An 18068-nucleotide genomic window follows, 5' to 3' on the forward strand; every position below is an offset into this window, starting at 1 on the left:
TCGGCGTTGAACGGTGTGGGTGAACGATGCTCGAACGGGGCGGATGCCCAGACGCAGGTATGCGTCTCTACATTCGGTCAGCCGGGCCCGCGGGCTACTGCCGAATCAGAATCAGCGCCGAGCTGCCCGGTACCTGCACGCCGCTCATCACCTCCAGCACGTCGAAGCCTTCCTGGTTGATTTGGTCGCCGCGCAGCACCACGGTGTAGGTGCCGCGGGGCAGGGTCACGCTGTCGGCGGAGCGGTTGCCGTTAAAAATGACGATGATGTCCTGCCAGGCGTCGCCGCCGGCGTGGTTTTTCAGCTGGTAGGCAATGACGCCAGGGTGGGTGTTGGGCAAAAACTCCAGGTGCTGCTGCACCAGTTCGGCGGTGGGCAGGCGGAAGGCGGGGTGGGCCCGGCGCATCGCAATGAGCTTGCGGTAGAATTCGTACACGCCGGCGTATTTGGCCTTGCGCGCCCAGTCAATCTGGTTCACGCTGTCGGGCAGGTTGTAGGAGTTGTGCGAGCCGCCTTTGGTGCGCAAAAACTCGTCGCCCACCGGCAAAAACGGAATGCCCTGCGAGGTAAATACGATGGTGTTGCTCAGCACATCCATCTTGATAAGGTCGGCCTCCGAAGCGCCTTTGTTCGAGGCCTTGAGCTTGTCCCAGAGCACCATGTCGTCGTGGCAGGCCACGTAGTTGATGGCCTGGGCGGGCGAGTTGGCCCACGCGGCTTTCGAGTAGTTCACCTTGGCGAAATCGAGCTGCGGGTGGGCCGTGGCGGCCACGATGCCAAACTTCACGCTCTCTTCCAGGCCGGGCCGGCCGCTGGCGAAGCCGGGCTCGGTCTGGCGGGCGTAGTGGCCTTTCACGCCGTCGCGCAGCTCGTCGCCGAAGGCTGCGATGCGGTCAATCTTGCCCATGTTGGCCTTCACGGCGCGCTTGGCTTCGGGCAGGGGCGAGGGGCCGGCGGTCCAGCCCTCGCCGTATAGCAATATGCTGTGGTCCTGCAGGTCGAGCGCCACGCGGATGGCGCGCATGGTTTCGATATCGAGCACGCCCATGAGGTCGAAGCGGAAGCCGTCGGCGTGGTATTCCTGGGCCCAATACACGACGGATTCCACGATGAGCTTGCGCACCATGGGCCGCTCCGAGGCCACTTCGTTGCCGCAGGCGGTGGCGTTGCTCAGGGTGCCGTCGGGGTTGTGGCGGTAGTAGTAGCCGGGCACCAGCTGCTCGAAAGAGCTGCGGGCGGCGTTGGCGGTGTGGTTGTACACCACGTCGAGCACCAGGCGCAGGCCCTGGCCGTGCAGGTTCTGCACCAGCTGCTTGAACTCGCTGATGCGGGTGCTGGGATTGGCAGCGTTGGTGGCGTACGAGCCTTCGGGTACCGAATAGTGTAGCGGGTCGTAGCCCCAGTTGTAGCGGTTGGCGCTGGCGGACGCGGCCTCGTCGATGCTGGCAAAGTCGTTGGTGGGCAGCAGGTGCACGTGGGTCAGGCCCAGCTCCACGAGGTGCTCCAGGCCGGTGGTCACGTTCTGGGGGCCGCGGGTGCCCAGCTGGGCCAGGCCGAGGTACTTGCCCTTGCGGGTGATGCCCGACTGCGGGTGCATGCTCAGGTCGCGCACGTGCGCTTCGCCAATCACGACGTCGGTGGGCTGTTTCAGGGCCGGGCGCAGGTCGTCGGCCCAGCCGGGCGGGGCCACGGCGGCGGGGTTGAGCACGGCCCCGCGCTGGCCGTTGAGGCCCACGGCGTGGGCGTAGGGGTCGGCCACTTCGGCCATCTTCTTGCCCGCGATGGTGGCCTGCACCGTGTAGAAGCCGGTGGTGCCGGCGGGCAGGGCGTACAGCCAGGTGCCGTCTTCGGCCTTGGCCATGGCGTAGTCGGCGGTGGGCGCGCCGCCGGTGCCGGCCGCGTACAGCTTCAGGTGCAGGGCCTCGGCGGTGGGGGCCCACACGCGCAGGCTGGCCTGGGGGCCGCGCCAGGTCAGGCCGAGGTCGGGGCCGCGGTACACGGGGTAGCTGCCGAAGTCGGGCAGAGGCGCCGCCGGGGTTTTGGTAGTAGATAGCAGCACAAACAATAGGAGGGAGCGAATCATGACGGCAAAGTTCGGGAATTGTACGTAATGAAGAGTAGCCGCGGCTGGCAATCTACAAAAAAGCCATCTTGCCCTACGCAGCGCCCAATCTGGCTTGCGGCTCCAATTCCAACGATTGGATTAGTTGAAGCACACCAGACGCCTTGGCTGCCATCGGCAGCACGGCCTTTCCCTTTTTAAGACGATGCCCGCTTGGCCCTTGCAGGCATCTTGCCGGCCGATGAAACGGCCCCCGCCGTCGATACAATTCCGGTTACGGTCGGTTTGGCCGGGTTTTGGAAATCGGAGCGGGTATGTTTGCTTCGAATTCTTCCCTGTCTATGGCCGTCCTCACCCCCCGGCGCTACCTCGCTCCGCTCATTCACGTGCTGGTGTGGGGCTTGTTCGGACTCACGTTTTTGCTGTTTCAGCCGCTCACCGGTCGGCTCACCATGCCCCCGCAGTTTTGGCTGAAGCAGGGCCTGATGTTCTGCGTGTGGGTGGCCGCTTTCTACCTCACCGCCAAGGTGCTGGTGCCGCGCCTGCTGTTTCAGGGGCGCACGGGCTGGTTCATTCTGTCGTTGGTGGGCATCACGCTGGGGGTGCTGGTGTTCAGCAAGTTTCTGGAGTCGGCCCTCAACCTGCCCGAGCTCCTGAACAAGGCGTTTGAAGCCGTGGCGGGCCGCCCGCGCCTCAACCCCCGCGGCTACCGCTTCGATTCCATGGGCCTGCTCACCACCATGTTTGTGCTGGGCATCAGCACCTGCATCACGGTGGTGCAGAAGTGGCAAAAGGACGCCCAGTTGCGCCAGACGCTGGAGCAGCAGCGCGTCAGCTCCGAGCTGTCGATGCTCAAGGCCCAGATAAACCCGCACTTCTTCTTCAATACCCTCAACAACATCTACGCCCTTACGCTGCTGGATGGCGAGCAGGCCCGCACGGCCATTCACCGCCTCTCGCGCATGATGCGCTACGTGCTGTATGACACGGCCGGCGGCATGACCCTGCTCAGCCAGGAAATCGCCTTCGTGCAGGACTACATCACCCTCATGCAGCTGCGGCTCGACGACCGGGTCACCGTCACCTTTGAGCGGCCCGAGCCCGTGCGCGACGTGCCCGTGGCCCCCATGCTGCTGCTGCCCTTCCTCGAAAACGCCTTCAAGCACGGGGTGGCGGCCACCGAGCCCAGCCGCATCTACGTGGCCATTCGCCAGCCCCGGCCCGACGTGGTGGAGCTCGAAGTGCGCAACAGCCGCCTCGCGCTGCCCTCCACCGACTTGGCCGGCAGCAACGGCATCGGCCTGGCCAACACCCGCCGCCGCCTCGACTTGCTCTACCCCGGTCGCTTCCAATTGGTGGTCGACGACCACACGCCGGCCAACGAATTCCTAGTGCACCTCACCCTGACGGTGGGGGAGGGAAGTGCCGTAAGCCTGCCCGAGCCTGTTTCCGTCCTGTCATCCTGAGCCTTCTGCGGTTCAAGCAGAATGCTCAGGATGACAGTATTTTCTTAACCCACGCTTCCCTACATGAGCCAACCCGCCCTGCCGCCCCTGCGCACCATCGCCGTCGACGACGAACCCCTGGCCCTGGGCCTGGTGGTGTCGTTCATTCAGAAAACGCCGTTTCTGGAGCTGGTGGGCAAGTTTGGCAGCGCCGTGGAAGCCCTCAAGTACCTGCACGAGCACCCCGGCGCCGTCGACCTGGCCTTCCTCGACATTCAGATGCAGGAGCTCAACGGCCTGGAGCTGGCCCGGGTGCTGGGCCCCACCGGCCCGCGTGTCATCTTCACCACGGCCTTCAGCCAGTACGCGCTGGACGGCTACCGCGTCGACGCCCTCGACTACCTCGTTAAGCCCTTCAACTACGAAGAATTCCTGCGTGCCGCCGGCAAGGCCCGCGCCTACGCCGAGCTCACCTCCCAGCACGCCAGCGCCCCCGCCGCCACCGGCCCCGAGGAGGAAGAGTACCTGTTCCTGAAAGCCGAATACCAGCTGGTGCGCGTCGCGCTGAGCGACATTCTCTACGTGGAAGGCCTGAAGGACTACGTGAAAGTGCACCTCAAAAGCACGCCCCGCGCCCTGCTTTCTCTCATGAGCCTCAAGGCCATGGAGGAAAAATTGCCCACCCGGCGCTTCATGCGCATCCACCGCTCGTTCATCGTGGCGCTCGACAAGATTGAGGCCGTGCGCCGCCTCACCGTCCAGATTGGCGCCATCACCATCCCGGTGGGCGACCAGTACAAGGACGCCTTCCTGCAGTTCCTCAGCCGCTGGACCTGATACCGAATTCGTGTTAATGGCACGTCAGCCGAGCGCAGCCGAAGCAGCTCGCAGGAATCGTCCTACTGTGACGCCTCACCCCCTGACCCCCTCTCCCCAAGGAGAGGGGACACCGGTTTTGCTCCGAGCGAAATCGTCAGGCTCCCCTCTCCCTGTGGAGAGGGGCCGGGGGTGAGGCGTCACGTCACCACGAAGCACGCGAGCTGTCTCGGCAAGCTCGACATGCGCTCTAACCACTACTGCCCTCGCCCTGCCGCTTTCTGCCGCGCTGCCCGCTACTCTTTGCCTGTCTTTCTGAGCTATGACCCCACACTTCATCACCGGGAACTCCGTTCTCGGCCGGGACGCCCGTGCCCCGGAATCGCGGCCGCAGCTCGCGGTGCTTTGCCTCTCCGGCAGCCTGGGCGGCCTCGAACTCAACAGCCTGAAGTTTACCGGCTGGATGCAGGAGCGCGGCTGGCGCATCACCTTCGTTGCGCCGCCGGCCACGCCGCTGGCCCACTGGGCCGAAGAGTGGTTTGTGCCCTTGGAAACCCTGCGGGTGCGCCGCGGGCTGGCCATGCCCCTGGCCGCCTGGGAGTTGAAAACGCTGCTGGAGCGCCTGCAGGTTGAAATGCTGGTGGTGACGCAAAACAAGGACCTGGCCCTGGCCACCTTGGTGAAGGGCCTGATGGGCGGGCGCCTGCGCGTCATCTACCAGCAGCACATGCAGTTGGGGCGGCCCAAGCGCGGGCTGGTGCACACGCTGCGCTTTCGGCAGCTCGACGCCTGGCTGACGCCCTTGCCCGGCCTGGCCCGCGAAGTGGCCCGCCGCACCCGCCTCGATGCCCGCAAGCTGCACGTGGTGCCGTTGGGCCTGCCGCTGGAGCAGTTTGCGCCGCACCGCCGCACCGCCGCCGAAGCCCGTCAGGAGCTGGGCCTGCCCTTAGAAGGGCGGCTGCTGGGCATCCTGGGCCGGTTCGACGCCGGCAAAGGGCAGGACTTTGTGATTGAGGCCCTGCACCACCTGCGCACCCGGCTGGGCCGCAAGGCCAGCCTAGTCATCATGGGCGAGCCCACCCGCAACGAGGGCGACGCCTACCTGCGCCAGCTGCAGGCCCAGGTGCAGCGCCTGGGCCTGGAAGGCCAGGTGCATTTCCGGGGCTTCCGGGCCAACCCCGCCGTGTTCTACCAGGCCATCGACGTGTTTGTGCTGGCTTCCGAAAACGAGACCTACGGCATGGTGACCCTCGAAGCCATGGCCGCCGGCGTGCCCGTGGTGGCCGCCGCCACCGGCGGCACCGTGGAGTTGGTGCAGCACGGCCACACCGGCCTGCTCTACCTGCACCGCGACGTGGCCGCCTGCGCCCGCTCCATTCGCCGCTGCCTCGACGACGCCCCCGCCACCCGGCAGCGCGTGGAGCGCGCCCGGCTGGACCGCTGGCGCTACTCGCACCAGCGCCAGTGCGCCCTCACCGAAGACGTGCTGGCTGGGCTCGGCCCGCGCCCGGCCTCCGTGCCTGCGCTGCCCGCCAACGCCCGCCGCGCCGCGACGCTGCACGCTGCGTTTGCGCCCGTGCTGGTGCCTTCGTGAGAAAAAGTGCGCCCGGCACGTACCGGCATAAGTCCTGCCATTCTCAACCGGATGGGCGCGTGGGGTGTGGCCACCCACCCAGCGGATTGCCGCCGCTGGCAGCAGCGCCCCGCCCAACCACCGGAGCCGGAATGGCAGGCACCATCGTGAGAAGCATGCCACCGGCCCGCCCGGCCGCTTGCTTACCCCCAAAAAGCTTTCGCCCCGGCGGAGGCTTTTTTTATGGTCGGTGTTTTAAAATGGATTATGCCCTCACAGAATTCCACTGCCGCACCAGCCGCGGCAATGCCAGTTGCACTGCCTTCGATTGTAACGTTTTGATAACCCCTAGCATGCAATTAGTGCTATAGCGGCTTGGTAACTTTACCGTCAGTGCGCCCACCCAGTGGCATTTCATTTACCCCTTTAAACTCGTTGTTTATGCAGCAAACCCCTACTGTTTTTACATCCTCAACCAGCCGCGTAATGGCGCTGCTGCTGATGTTACTGTTTCCGCTGATGGGGTGGGGGCAAGCGACATTACCAATTAGCTATCAAGGTACTTGGGCCAATGGCCTTCCAACTGGATGGACACAAACAGGCTTAGGTACTGACTATGCATCAGAGTTATCTGGCAGTGCATCAGGGGGCACCGCAAAGTTTGATACGCAAGGTGACCAACTGGTAGTCAACTTCACGGGTGCTGCTGGTTCGTTGAGTTTCGCTTCAAAGGCGAATGGCAGTGGCACTGGAACTACAGTTTTCACAGCAGAGGAATCAGATGATGGCGTTACATATACCGCGCTGGTTACTATCAATAATCCTTCTACCGCTACAGCTGGAACAATTTCATCGGGTACTCCTAAGACGTCTACCCGATATATACGCTTTGTCCTTACAACCAAAATTTCCGGTGTGAACGTTGGGCTTGACAACGTTCAATTAGCTGCCCCTAGCGCCACCATCACGGCAACCGGTGTGGCCCCGGCAACTGTGTGCGCCGGTAGCAGCACCACCGTCAACTTTTCTTACACCGGCAGCCCCACGTCTATCTCCGGGGTTCTGTCCAACGCTTCGGGCAGCTTTGCCAGCGGCACCACGGCCCTGACCGGCACGGCCACGACGAGCGGCGGCACGGGCAGCATTCCGTTCACCATCCCGGCCACGGTGGCCGGCGGCACGGGCTACAAAATACGCGTGAACGCAAGCGGCGTGACCGGCACCGGCGACCAGTCCCTGACCATCAACAACGTGGCCGTGGCCCCCTCCGGCCTCCAAACCATTAGCATAAACACCAACGGGACCGACCTGGTAGCTACCGAAACGCCCGCGGGCAACTTCTCCAGCCGCGAGTGGTTTTACGGCACTACTTCGGGCAGCCACCTCACTGCCACCGGCGTCACGGGCAATACTTACACCCCGAACTTTGCCGCCATTGGCACTTACTATGTGGTGGCCAAATCGACTTTTGCAACCTGCGGCCCCATCACTAGCAACGAGGTACGCATTGACGTAACGGCCCCCACGCCCACCATTACGGTGTCGCCCACGGCCGCGCTCACGTTTTCTACCAACGCCGGCACCCCGTCTAACGAGCAGTTTTACACGGTGCGCGGCGATAACCTGACCGCCGACCTGACCGTGACGGCCCCCACGGGCTACGAAATCAGCCTGGCTTCCGGCACCTACACCGGCACGGGCGCCAATACCCTTACGCTCACCCAAACGGGCGGCACGGTGGCCAGCACCACTATCTACGTGCGCATGCTGGGCACCGGCACGGGCACCGTGGCCGGCAACATTACGCACATCAGCAGCGGCGCTACCACCAAGAACGTGGCCCTGACGGGTACCATCATTCCCGTCATCACGCCCTCCACGGCGGGGCCGCTCACCTTTGCCACCACCGCGGGCACGGCTTCCGCTGCGCAATCCTACACGGTGAGCGGAGCCGGCCTCACGGCTAACATCCTGGTGACGGCGCCTACCGGCTACGAAGTTTCGAAGACCAGCGCCACGGCGAGCTTTGCCGCCACCCAAACCCTCACGCCAACGGGCGGCACGGTGGCTAGCACTACCATTTACGTGCGCATGACCGGCGCGGGAGTGGGCACGGTGGCCGGCAACGTAGCACATGCCAGCACCAACGCCACCACGCAAAACGTGGCCGTGACCGGCACCATCACGCCGGTTATTACCACGTCCACGGCCGGCCCGCTGACTTTCAGCACCATCACCGGCACGGCTTCGGCTTCGCAAACCTATAACGTGAGCGGCGCCGGCCTTGGCGCCGACCTCGTGCTCACGGCTCCTGCGGGCTACGAGATTTCGAAAAACGGAACTGGCGGCGCTTACGCCAGCAGCCAGGCCCTCACGCCGACGGCGGCCGGCGCGGTGGCCAGCACGGCCATTTACGTCCGCCTGGCGGCCTCTGCCCCGGCGGGGGCTTACGGCACGGCCGGTGCTCCCGTTCAGCTAACGCACACCAGCCCCGGCGCCGCGCAAAAAGATGTGGACCTGGTGGGCACGGTGTCGCCGCAGCCCGTTGTGAGTGTCACGCCGGCTGCCCTCAACAGCTTTAGCACCACCCAGCTCACGCCTTCGGCGGCGCAGTCGTACACCCTCAGCGGCACCGACCTCGTGGGCGCCGTGACCGTCACTGCTCCTTCTGGCTACGAAGTATCGCAAACCAGTGCCACGGCGGGCTTTGCCCCCACGCAGTCGGTGACGGCCGCCGCGGCCACGACGGGCTTGCCCATTTACGTGCGCCTCACGGGGGCGGCCATTGGCACGTTTGGCACGGCGGGCACCCCCGTCAACGTGACCAACGCCAGCGCCAGCGCTACCACCAAGAACGTAGCCGTGAACGGCAGCGTGACGACCCCGCCGTTCCTGGCCACCTACTCCATGGCAAGCACCACGGGCACGGCAGGGTCGGTCGCCGTAACCAGCAAAGACCCTGGCATCAGCGCTGCTGCCAACCTCACGCGCGGCTCGGGCATCAGCACCTCGGGGCTGAGCAACGCGGCCGGCCTGTACGGCGGTGCAGGTTGGGGCACCACGGCCACCCTGACAGCGGCCCAAACCGGTAACAAATTCTTTGCGTTTGCCATTACGCCCGCCTTCGGCAGCCTCGCCAACGTGAGCAGCGTGGTCGCCAATGCTTATCGCACCAGCACGGCTCCGGCCACGGTCGAATTGCTGTACAGCTTCAGCAGCGACTTCTCCAATCCCGTTTCGGTGGGAAGCCAAGGCGTGTCGGGCCTCGCTTCGCCGGGTTCGCCGATTAGCTTCGCTTCGATGCCGACGGCGCTGCAGGGCGTATCCAGTCCCATTTATTTCCGCCTCTACGGCTATAGTAGCACCGGCGGCAACTTCTATTTCCTCGACAATGGCGCCGCCCTGGGCTTGGTAGTGAACGGTACTACTTCGCCATCGCCGGTGCCGCTCATTGCCACGGGCACCGTCAACCCCTCGGCCGTGTGCGGCGGCAGCGACGTGCTGGTGAACTACGCTACCGCTGGCCCTGCCTCAACCGGCACATACCAAGTGCAATTGTCAGACGCCAGCGGCAACTTTGCGTCGCCCAGCACCCTGGCCACCGTTAGCAGCACCGGCACCAGCCTCACGGTCACGGTGCCGGCCTCTACGGCCAGCGGCACCGCCTACAGGGTGCGCGTGGTCAATACCGACGGCACCGTGGGCACGGCTTCGGCCGCTATCACCGTCGTGAGCAACCCGACGGCCACCGTTGCCCCGGCCGGCCCGCAAACCATTAACGTGGGCACTGCCGGCGCTACCCTGACCGTGACCGAAACCCCGGCGGCATCGCGCCAGTGGGCTTTCGCGACCATGCCCGGTGGCCCTTACATGCCCATCGGCGGTGCCACGGGCACTACCTACGCGCCCACCTTCGCCACGGCCGGTACTTACTATGTAGTGGCGCAATCCACGTTTGCGGCTTGCGCCACGGTTACCAGCGCCGAAGTGGCTGTGACCGTTACGGTGCCCACCCTCACCCCCACGCCCACGTCGCTCACCGGTTTCATTACCAACACGGGCACCGGTTCGCTGGCGCAAACCTATACTCTGGTAGGCAGTGGCGTAACGGCGCCCGTCACCGTGACGGCGCCGGCCAACTTTGAAGTATCGTTGGATGGCGTCGCATTCGCCGCCACGGTATCGCCTTCGGCGGTAGCCGTCAACGCCGGCCAGACCATCTACGTGCGCCTGACGGGTGGCACGCAAGGAAATTTCAGCGGCAACGTACTCAATGCCGTCGGCACTACTTCGGTGAGCGTAGCGGTGAGCGGTACGGTGCTCACGAACCCCGGCCTGTTGCTGGTGGAAGATGATTTCGACTATACCGGTGCGCTGAACACCCACGGCTGGACGGGCACTGCCAGTTCGGTTACCAGTGCCGGCAACGTCGCATTGGCCTCGTATCCGCAAGGCGTGGCAGCCACCGGCGCCACGTCTTACAAGGCGAGCATTGATGGCAACAGCGGGAGTTCGTTGTTTCGCGCGGCCACGGTGCCCGCTGGCACCACCGCCGTGTATGCATCGGCGCTGATAAGCGTTTCCAGCGCCGAAAACGTGTCGGGCAACGATTACCTCTTTGCTTTCCAATCGGCCAATCCCACCAGCTTCTACGGCCGCGTGACCATTGCCAAAGTGCCGAGCTCTGCCCCGGTCAAATTCACGTTCAAAATCCGCTTTGCTAGCAGCGACACCGGGCCCACCGTGGAGGCAACGCCCACGCAGTTCAGCGTGAACACGCCCTACTTGCTGGTGATGAAGATGGAGAATAGCCCGGCCACCGGCAACACCGACCGGTTTAGCCTGTACGTGTTGCCCAGCGGCACCAGCCTCAGCCAGGAGCCCAGCACGCCGCTGCTCACCATCAATAAAGGCACGAACATTCTGGGCGACGTCAACGGTTTCCTCATTCGGGAAGCCGACGTCAACAACCCGACGTTCAGCATGGACGGCTTCCGTTTTGCTACCGGCTGGGGTACGGTTGTGGGCAACCCCATTTACAACGCCCCCACCGCCACGGTGAACCCCGGCAGCTACTACAACGTGACCACCGACAACAGCAGCCAGCCCACCCAGGGCGGAGCCGTGACGGTGGAAAACCAACTGGCGCTGACCAGCGGCAAGTTCGATTTGAACGGCCAGTCGCTCACGCTACTCGGCACCGTGGCGGGTGGCGGCACGTTGGCCGGCTCGGCCACCAGCAGCCTTGCGGTACTGGGCACAGGCGCCCTGGGCACGCTCACGTTCGCACCGGGTGCCCAAACGCTGAACAACCTGACCCTGAACCGCACCACCAACGGCTCGGCAGTGCTCGGTTCGCCGCTCACGGTGAACGGGGCGCTCACGCTCACCAGCGGGGCCCTCACTTCCAGCAGCACCAGCCTGCTCACGCTGGCTTCGGCGGCTACGGTTGCGCCGGTTCTGCCGGCTTCGGGCCCCAACGTTGGGTACGTGGACGGCCCGGTGGCTCGCCCGGTGCAAGCCGGCACGTCGGCTACTTCGTTCGTCTTCCCCGTTGGGAAAAGCAGCCATTACCGGCCGATGACGGTGAACGTAGCCAGCCAAGCCAACGCCAGCACCTACACCGCCGAGCAAATTGAAGGCAACCCCGGCCAAACTCCGCTGGGCACCGGCAATGGCCTGGGCACGGCGCCGCTCCAGCGGGTATCGGCCATCCGGTCCTTCAACCTCAGCTCGTCGAATGCCGCCGCTAATGCGGCCGGCACCGTCGCGCTCAGCTTCGGAACCGGCGACGGCGTAAACGACCCCGCCGATGCCGGCCTGGTCATTGCCGCCCGCAATGCGGCTTTCCCGGCCTGGCAGAACCTGAGCCGTTCGGGCTTCACCGGCGCCACCACCGGGGCCGGCGGCGCGCCGTCGGTGGGCACGCTCACGTCGGCGCCCATCTCCACCCTGGCCAATGACGCCACGTTTGCCCTGGGAGCCACCAACGATATCTCGACCCTCAACTCCTTCCAGGCCATCAACCCGCTACCAGTAGAGCTCAGCCGCTTCGGTGCCCAGCGCCAGGCCGACCAGGCTGTGGCCGTGTCCTGGACCACCGCCAGCGAGAAGAACGCCGAACGGTTTGAGGTGCAGCGCAGCCGCAATGCCCGCGATTTTGTGACCGTGGCCACTACCAAGGCCCAAGGCACCAGCAGCAAAGCCACGGCCTACACCGTGCTCGACAAGTCGGCCCCGGCCGGCCTGCTCTACTACCGCCTGCGGCAGGTTGATAACGACGGCACCGCGGCCTTCTCGCCGGTGGTCACGGTGGCTGGCGGCAGCGAAACCGTCAAGGTGCTGCTCTACCCCAACCCCACAAGTACCAGCATCAGCTTCATTGCCGAGGCCGCCACGCCTTACCGCGTGCTCAACCAAGTAGGCCAGGTGCTGCTGCAAGGCACCACCGAAGCCGGCACGGCCAAAGTAGCCGTCGACAAGCTGCCCGCCGGCCTGTACCTGCTGGAGCTGCAAACGCCCGCTGGCCGCAGCGTGCAGAAGTTCGAGAAGCAGTAATCTGAACCACGGATTCGTGCGGATTTTTCGGATTCCACGGATTTTGTGGACGTGATGAAAAGAAAAAGGCCTCTCAGTTGAGAGGCCTTTTTTTGGCTGGTACTAGATTTGAGCCGCCTACAAAATCCGTGGAATTCGAAAAATCCGCACGAATCCGTGGTTCAGACGGAGAAGCTTTCGCCGCAGCCGCACTCGCGCGAGGCATTGGGGTTGTTGAACTGAAAGCCTTTGCCGTTGAGGCCGTCGGAGAAATCCAGCTCGGTGCCGGCCAGGTAGAGGAAGCTCTTCATGTCGACCACCACGCGCACGCCCTTGTCCTCAAACTCCTGGTCCATGGGCCGCACTTCGTTGTCGAAGTCGAGCTTGTAGCTCAGGCCCGAGCAGCCGCCGCCGGCCACCGAAGCGCGCAGGCGGTAAGTATCGTCGAGGTGCGCATCGTGCATCAGGCGCGTCACTTTCTCTTTGGCTTTATCAGAAACGGTAATCATGGCAATAGGAGAGGGCAGGCCTCGCTTAGCTAACAGGAATGGAAGCGCAATTTAGACAAATTATAAACAAGGATGAGGAATCCTTTGTTCAATCCGGCTGCCGCAAGGGCGGTTCCTTCTACGAGCTAGGGTTCAGCACCACGCTAAACACCGTGATGGCGTTCAGGTCGCGGCCGAAATACAGCTTGTCGAGGACCTCGTACATGTTGTGGGCGCGGAAGTAAGACGTTTGCAGCTCCCGGTCGCCGCGGGTGCGCCACTGCAGCGTGTAGGAGCTTTCGGTGTCGCGGAAGCGCTTCACGTAGTCCAGCATTTTCTGCAGCGTCTCGGTTTCGTCGCGCCCCGTTTCGTAGCGGAACAGGAAGCTCTGCTGGTGGCGCGGGTTCACCGTGACGAGGTCGAGCCGGGTTTGGCCTTCCACTTCCCGAAAATCAAACCGCAGCTGTTCCGGCGTCAGGCCCAGATACTGCTGAATCTCGCGTTGCAGCCGGGCTGCTTCAAATTCGTCGGTCATTATGCAATGAGCGAATGGATGAAAGGGTAAATGGAGGAATGAAAAAATGGGTGAACAAGCGAAGTGGCCGCAGCCCATTCACTCATTCACCCATTCAAAATTCACTCGTTGATTAGTGGTGCGAGAGCTCCAGCGCGGGCAGGCCGTTTTTCACGCGGTAGTCCGAGATGGCCGATTTGATGGCATCTTCGGCCAGCACCGAGCAGTGGATTTTCACGGGCGGCAGGGCCAGCTCTTCCACAATCTCCATGTTGTCGATGGCCAGGGCCTCGTCCACGGTTTTGCCTTTCAGCCACTCCGTGGCCAGCGACGACGACGCAATGGCCGAGCCGCAGCCGAAGGTTTTGAATTTGGCGTCGGTAATGGTGTTGGTGGCTTCGTCCACCTCGATTTGCAGGCGCATCACGTCGCCGCACTCAGGCGCGCCCACGAGACCCGTGCCTACGTTCTTTTTGCTTTTGTCCAGCGTGCCCACGTTGCGGGGGTTGCTGTAGTGGTCAATTACCTTATCGGAGTAAGCCATTGTATTTTCAGTTAACAGTTGTCAGTGAATAGTGAGCAGTTACCAAGATGAGCTAAAAGAACAACACTGTTCACTGCTCACTGATAACTGTTCACTGAATTAATGTTCTGCCCACTCAATCTTGCTGAGGTCGACGCCCTCCTTGAACATCTCCCACAGGGGCGACATTTCGCGGAGCTTGGTCACGGCTTCCTTTACGTGGTTGATGGCGTAATCGATTTGCTCGTCGGTGGTGAAGCGGCTCAGGCCGAAACGCAACGAAGAGTGCGCCAGGTCGTCGCTCAGGCCCAGAGCCTTGAGTACGTAGCTGGGCTCCAGCGAGGCCGAGGTACAGGCCGAACCCGACGACACGGCCAGGTCCTTCACGCCCATCATCAGGCCTTCGCCTTCCACGTACTTGAAGCTGATGTTCGTCACGTGCGGCAGGCGGTGTTCGCGCGAGCCGTTCACGTAGCTTTCTTCCAGGGTCAGCAGCTCGCGCTCGAGGCGGTCGCGCATGGCCGAGAGGCGGGCCGTGTCGGCGGCCATTTCCTGCATGGCCAGCTCGCAGGCCTTGCCCAAGCCCACGATGCCGGGCACGTTGAGGGTGCCCGAGCGCATGCCGCGCTCGTGGCCGCCGCCGTCCATTTGGGCGGTCACTTTCACCCGGGGGTTCTTGCGACGCACGTAGAGGGCGCCCACGCCCTTGGGGCCGTACATCTTGTGGGCCGTGAAGGCCATGATGTCGATGCCGTCGGCAATCACATCCACCGGAATCTTACCCACGGCCTGCGTGCCGTCCGTCATGAACAGGGCGCCGTGGCTGTGGGCAATTTTGGCAATCTCGCGGATGGGCTGGATGGTGCCCGTCTCGTTGTTGCCGTACATGATGGTCACCAGAATGGTCTGGGGCGTTATGGCGGCTTCCAGCTCTTCGAGGCTGATGAGGCCCTGCTCGTTCACGGGCAGGTAGGTCACCTTGCCGCCGAGCTTCTCGATGTGCTTGCAGGTATCGAGCACGGCTTTGTGCTCGGTGGTGGCGGTGATGATGTGGTTGCCCTTCTGGCTGTACATCTCAAACACGCCCTTGATGCCGAGGTTGTCGGACTCGGTAGCGCCCGAGGTGAAGATGATTTCCTTGGGGTCGCAGTTGATGAGCTTGGCAATCTGCTCGCGGGAGTAGTCCACGGCTTCCTCGGCGGCCCAGCCGAAGGGGTGGTTGCGCGAAGCAGCGTTGCCGAATACGTCGGTCAGGTAAGGCATCATGGCCTCCAGCACCCGCGGGTCGAGGGGCGTGGTGGCGTTGTTGTCGAGGTAAATAGGGAGCTTTAGCATTGCGCGCAGCAGTAGTGACAAGTGGGAAACCAGCGAAAAGCCGATACCCAGCTAGAACACGGTTCCGGGGCAATCAGTTTTCTTTGGTTTCACAAAAGTAGATACAATCTAAATAAGGAAATGCGCCGACTTCCGGCGCTGGCCCAAAATGCCGGGCAAAACCCGGCTTTTTCTATGCCAGCGGCCCCTGCGCAGCCTTTCTCAATTCCGCATGCTCACCAACCTCGAACACCTCGGCCTGGCCGTGCACGACCTCGAAGCCGCCACGGCCCTCTACACCACCCTGCTCGGCGCCGCGCCCTACAAGAAGGAGCACGTGGCCAGCGAAGCCGTGGATACCGTCTTTTTCCAGGTCGGCGGCTCCAAAATTGAACTGCTGGCCGGCACCTCGTCCGACAGCGCCATCACGAAGTTTCTGGCCAAAAAGCCCGAGGGCATTCACCACGTCGCGTTTGAGGTAGACGACATTCACGCCGAAATGGCGCGGCTGAAAGGGGAGGGCTTTGTGCTGCTGAACGAGGAGCCCAAGCGCGGCGCCGACAATAAACTCGTGTGTTTTGTGCACCCCAAAAGCGCCGCCGGCGTATTGGTGGAGCTTTGCCAAAGCATCAAGTAGCGCGGATTTTTAGTCCGCGAGGCCTTGCATTCATTACCCCTTAATAATCGCGGACTAAAAGTCCGCGCTACACGCTATGAACCGTTTTCAGCAAGAAGTAGATGCCGCCGTCGATGCCCTGCTGCTGCAGCAAGTCATTCTGTATCCTACCGACACCGTGTGGGGCGTGGGCTGCGACGCCGAGGCGCCGCCCGCCGTGAAGCAGCTGTACAAGCTCAAGGGCCGGGAGGCCGGCAAGCCCAGCATCGTGCTGGTGGCCGACTTTGCCATGATGAAGCGCTACGCCCCCGACGTGCCGGCCGAGCTGGAAGCCATGCTGGCGACGGATACCCGGCCCACCACCTACATCGTGCCGGCCGGGCGGGCCGTGGCCCCCGAGCTGGTGGCACCCGACGGCACCGTGGGCCTGCGCGTGGTGAAAGACGAGTTTTGCCACAAAGTGGTGCGCCGGTTGGGGCACGGCCTCGTCTCGACTTCGGCCAACAAAGCCGGCGAGCCCACGCCCGCCGTGTACGCCGAAGTGGACCCCGCCATCGTGCGCGGCGTCGACCACGTGGTGAACTGGCGGCAGGACGACGACACCCGCGTAGCCCCCTCGCGGGTGGTACGGCTTGGGGATGGCGGCCGGCTGGAAGTGGTGCGGGAATAAAACCCGTGCCGACCTTTGCGGGCATGAAGACGCCCCAACTGCCCGAACTGCCCATTTTTCGCACCATCGCCGAAGCCGCCGCCGAGCTGAAACAGCCTGCCTACGTGATAGGTGGCTATGTACGGGACTTGGCGCTGGGGCGCGACAGCAAGGACATTGACGTGGTGACCGTGGGCGACGGAATTGCGCTGGCGCAGGCCGTGGGCACTAGGCTGAAAGGCCGCGGCCGCGTGCAGGTGTTTAAGAACTTCGGCACGGCCATGCTGCCTACCCAGGAGGCGGGCGACATCGAGTTTGTGGGTGCCCGCAAGGAAAGCTACCGCGCCGAAAGCCGGAAGCCCGAAGTGGAAGCCGGCACGCTCGAAGAAGACCTGGCCCGCCGCGACTTCACCATCAACGCTCTGGGCCTGAGCCTCAACCCTGAGAACTTCGGGGAGCTGGTGGACCGCTACGAGGGCATGAAGGACCTGGCCAGCAAAACCATCCGCACGCCGCTGGGGCCCGACGTGACTTTTTCCGACGACCCGCTGCGCATGATGCGCGCCGTGCGCTTCGCCTCGCAGCTCAACTTCGACATCGAGCCCGATACGTTCGACGCCATTATTCGGAATAAGGACCGAATCAAGATTGTGTCGCAGGAGCGGATTACCGTCGAGCTGAACAAGATTATCGAGTCGCCCACGCCGAGCTATGGCTTCAAGCTGCTGTTTCAGACGGGGCTGCTGCAGCTCATTTTCCCGAAAATGGCGCAGCTGCACGGCGTGGAAAAAGTGGGCACGCACGCCCACAAGGACAATTTTTACCACACCCTGCAGGTGCTCGACAACGTGGCCAACGCCGGCGGCGACTTGTGGCTGCGCTGGGCCGCCGTGCTGCACGACATCGCCAAGCCCGCCACCAAGCGCTACTTCCCCAAAGTGGGCTGGACCTTTCACGGCCACGAGGACAAGGGCGCGCGCTGGGTGCCCGGCATTTTTACTGACTTGAAACTGCCGCTGGGCGAAGAAATGCGCATGGTGCAGAAGCTGGTGCGGCTGCACCTGCGCCCCATTGCGCTGGTGAAGGAAACCGTGACCGACTCGGCCGTGCGCCGCCTGCTGTTCGAGGCCGGCGACGACATCGACCGCCTCATGCTGCTGTGCCGGGCCGACATCACCAGCAAGGACCACACGAAGAAGGAGCGGTACCTGCGCAACTTCACGCAAGTGGAGGAGAAGCTGAAGGAGGTGGAGGAAAAAGACCACCTGCGCAATTTCAAGCCCGTTATCACCGGCGAAATCATCATGGAAACCTTCGGCCTGAAACCTTCGCGGCAGGTGGGACAGCTCAAAGAAGCCATGATGGAAGCCATTCTGGAAGGCACCATCAAAAACGAAATGGAGCCAGCCCTGGCCTTCCTGTTGCAGCAGGGGGCGGCCATGGGACTGGCTCCGGAAGGAGGCGTCGTTCACTCACCAAACTAAGCCTGACTTCTTGTATTCGGGGAGATAGATGCAGATATACGAAGGAA

Annotated in this window: 12 protein-coding genes; 7 read left to right on the forward strand and 5 right to left on the reverse strand. The window is 63.4% G+C overall.

The window, feature by feature from the left end; all coding sequences use genetic code 11:
* Window positions 1-94: 94 nt before the first annotated feature.
* Window positions 95-2083 carry a type I pullulanase gene (pulA, locus tag IC234_RS09790; RefSeq protein ID WP_190923969.1) on the reverse strand — a complete coding sequence of 663 codons (1989 nt, stop codon included), beginning with the start codon at window positions 2081-2083 and terminating at the stop codon, window positions 95-97.
* 320 nt (window positions 2084-2403) lie between these two features.
* Between pulA and IC234_RS09795 the strand changes: the two genes are divergently transcribed.
* From IC234_RS09795 to IC234_RS09810, 4 genes are all read left to right on the forward strand, one after another.
* A complete protein-coding gene (locus IC234_RS09795; protein ID WP_190923971.1) occupies window positions 2404-3528 on the forward strand; it encodes a sensor histidine kinase in 1125 nt (374 codons plus the stop codon).
* A gap of 63 nt (window positions 3529-3591) precedes the next feature.
* Window positions 3592-4344, forward strand: a complete 753-nt coding sequence (locus IC234_RS09800; RefSeq protein WP_190923973.1) for a LytR/AlgR family response regulator transcription factor — start codon at window positions 3592-3594, stop codon at window positions 4342-4344.
* 301 nt (window positions 4345-4645) lie between these two features.
* Window positions 4646-5917 carry a glycosyltransferase family 4 protein gene (locus IC234_RS09805; RefSeq protein ID WP_190923975.1) on the forward strand — a complete coding sequence of 424 codons (1272 nt, stop codon included), beginning with the start codon at window positions 4646-4648 and terminating at the stop codon, window positions 5915-5917.
* Window positions 5918-6811: 894 nt separating this feature from the next.
* Window positions 6812-12454, forward strand: a complete 5643-nt coding sequence (locus tag IC234_RS09810) for a T9SS type A sorting domain-containing protein (RefSeq protein WP_190923977.1) — start codon at window positions 6812-6814, stop codon at window positions 12452-12454.
* Between the two features lie 161 nt (window positions 12455-12615).
* Here IC234_RS09810 and IC234_RS09815 read toward each other — a convergent pair whose 3' ends face one another.
* The 4 genes from IC234_RS09815 to IC234_RS09830 all read right to left on the reverse strand — a co-directional run bounded on the left by IC234_RS09815 (window position 12616) and on the right by IC234_RS09830 (window position 15293).
* The gene (locus tag IC234_RS09815; protein ID WP_046244758.1) at window positions 12616-12942 is read right to left on the reverse strand and encodes a HesB/IscA family protein; all 327 of its coding nucleotides are present in this window, start codon (window positions 12940-12942) and stop codon (window positions 12616-12618) included.
* Window positions 12943-13060: 118 nt separating this feature from the next.
* On the reverse strand, window positions 13061-13456 hold the full coding sequence (locus IC234_RS09820) for a hypothetical protein (RefSeq protein WP_190923980.1): 396 nt from the start codon (window positions 13454-13456) through the stop codon (window positions 13061-13063).
* A gap of 112 nt (window positions 13457-13568) precedes the next feature.
* Complete coding sequence (iscU, locus tag IC234_RS09825) at window positions 13569-13979, reverse strand: Fe-S cluster assembly scaffold IscU (RefSeq protein ID WP_190923982.1); 411 nt, start codon at window positions 13977-13979, stop codon at window positions 13569-13571.
* A 99-nt stretch (window positions 13980-14078) separates the two neighbouring features.
* A complete protein-coding gene (locus IC234_RS09830) occupies window positions 14079-15293 on the reverse strand; it encodes an IscS subfamily cysteine desulfurase (protein WP_190923984.1) in 1215 nt (404 codons plus the stop codon).
* A gap of 211 nt (window positions 15294-15504) precedes the next feature.
* Between IC234_RS09830 and mce the strand changes: the two genes are divergently transcribed.
* From mce to IC234_RS09845, 3 genes are all read left to right on the forward strand, one after another.
* On the forward strand, window positions 15505-15909 hold the full coding sequence (gene mce, locus IC234_RS09835; protein ID WP_190923986.1) for a methylmalonyl-CoA epimerase: 405 nt from the start codon (window positions 15505-15507) through the stop codon (window positions 15907-15909).
* Window positions 15910-15985: 76 nt separating this feature from the next.
* Complete coding sequence (locus IC234_RS09840; protein ID WP_190923988.1) at window positions 15986-16558, forward strand: L-threonylcarbamoyladenylate synthase; 573 nt, start codon at window positions 15986-15988, stop codon at window positions 16556-16558.
* Window positions 16559-16581: 23 nt separating this feature from the next.
* Window positions 16582-18021 carry a CCA tRNA nucleotidyltransferase gene (locus tag IC234_RS09845; protein WP_190923990.1) on the forward strand — a complete coding sequence of 480 codons (1440 nt, stop codon included), beginning with the start codon at window positions 16582-16584 and terminating at the stop codon, window positions 18019-18021.
* Window positions 18022-18068: the final 47 nt, after the last annotated feature.

This window comes from Hymenobacter armeniacus, from assembly GCF_014699055.1.
GTDB classification, from domain to species: domain Bacteria; phylum Bacteroidota; class Bacteroidia; order Cytophagales; family Hymenobacteraceae; genus Hymenobacter; species Hymenobacter armeniacus.

Bases quoted from the DNA above. Each gene is read 5' to 3' on its own strand.
- pulA (WP_190923969.1), bottom strand. From the start codon at position 2,083: ATGATTCGCTCCCTCCTATTGTTTGTGCTGCTATCTACTACCAAAACC.
- IC234_RS09795 (WP_190923971.1), top strand. From the start codon at position 2,404: ATGGCCGTCCTCACCCCCCGGCGCTACCTCGCTCCGCTCATTCACGTG.
- IC234_RS09800 (WP_190923973.1), top strand. From the start codon at position 3,592: ATGAGCCAACCCGCCCTGCCGCCCCTGCGCACCATCGCCGTCGACGAC.
- IC234_RS09805 (WP_190923975.1), top strand. From the start codon at position 4,646: ATGACCCCACACTTCATCACCGGGAACTCCGTTCTCGGCCGGGACGCC.
- IC234_RS09815 (WP_046244758.1), bottom strand. From the start codon at position 12,942: ATGATTACCGTTTCTGATAAAGCCAAAGAGAAAGTGACGCGCCTGATG.
- IC234_RS09820 (WP_190923980.1), bottom strand. From the start codon at position 13,456: ATGACCGACGAATTTGAAGCAGCCCGGCTGCAACGCGAGATTCAGCAG.
- iscU (WP_190923982.1), bottom strand. From the start codon at position 13,979: ATGGCTTACTCCGATAAGGTAATTGACCACTACAGCAACCCCCGCAAC.
- IC234_RS09830 (WP_190923984.1), bottom strand. From the start codon at position 15,293: ATGCTAAAGCTCCCTATTTACCTCGACAACAACGCCACCACGCCCCTC.
- mce (WP_190923986.1), top strand. From the start codon at position 15,505: ATGCTCACCAACCTCGAACACCTCGGCCTGGCCGTGCACGACCTCGAA.
- IC234_RS09840 (WP_190923988.1), top strand. From the start codon at position 15,986: ATGAACCGTTTTCAGCAAGAAGTAGATGCCGCCGTCGATGCCCTGCTG.
- IC234_RS09845 (WP_190923990.1), top strand. From the start codon at position 16,582: ATGAAGACGCCCCAACTGCCCGAACTGCCCATTTTTCGCACCATCGCC.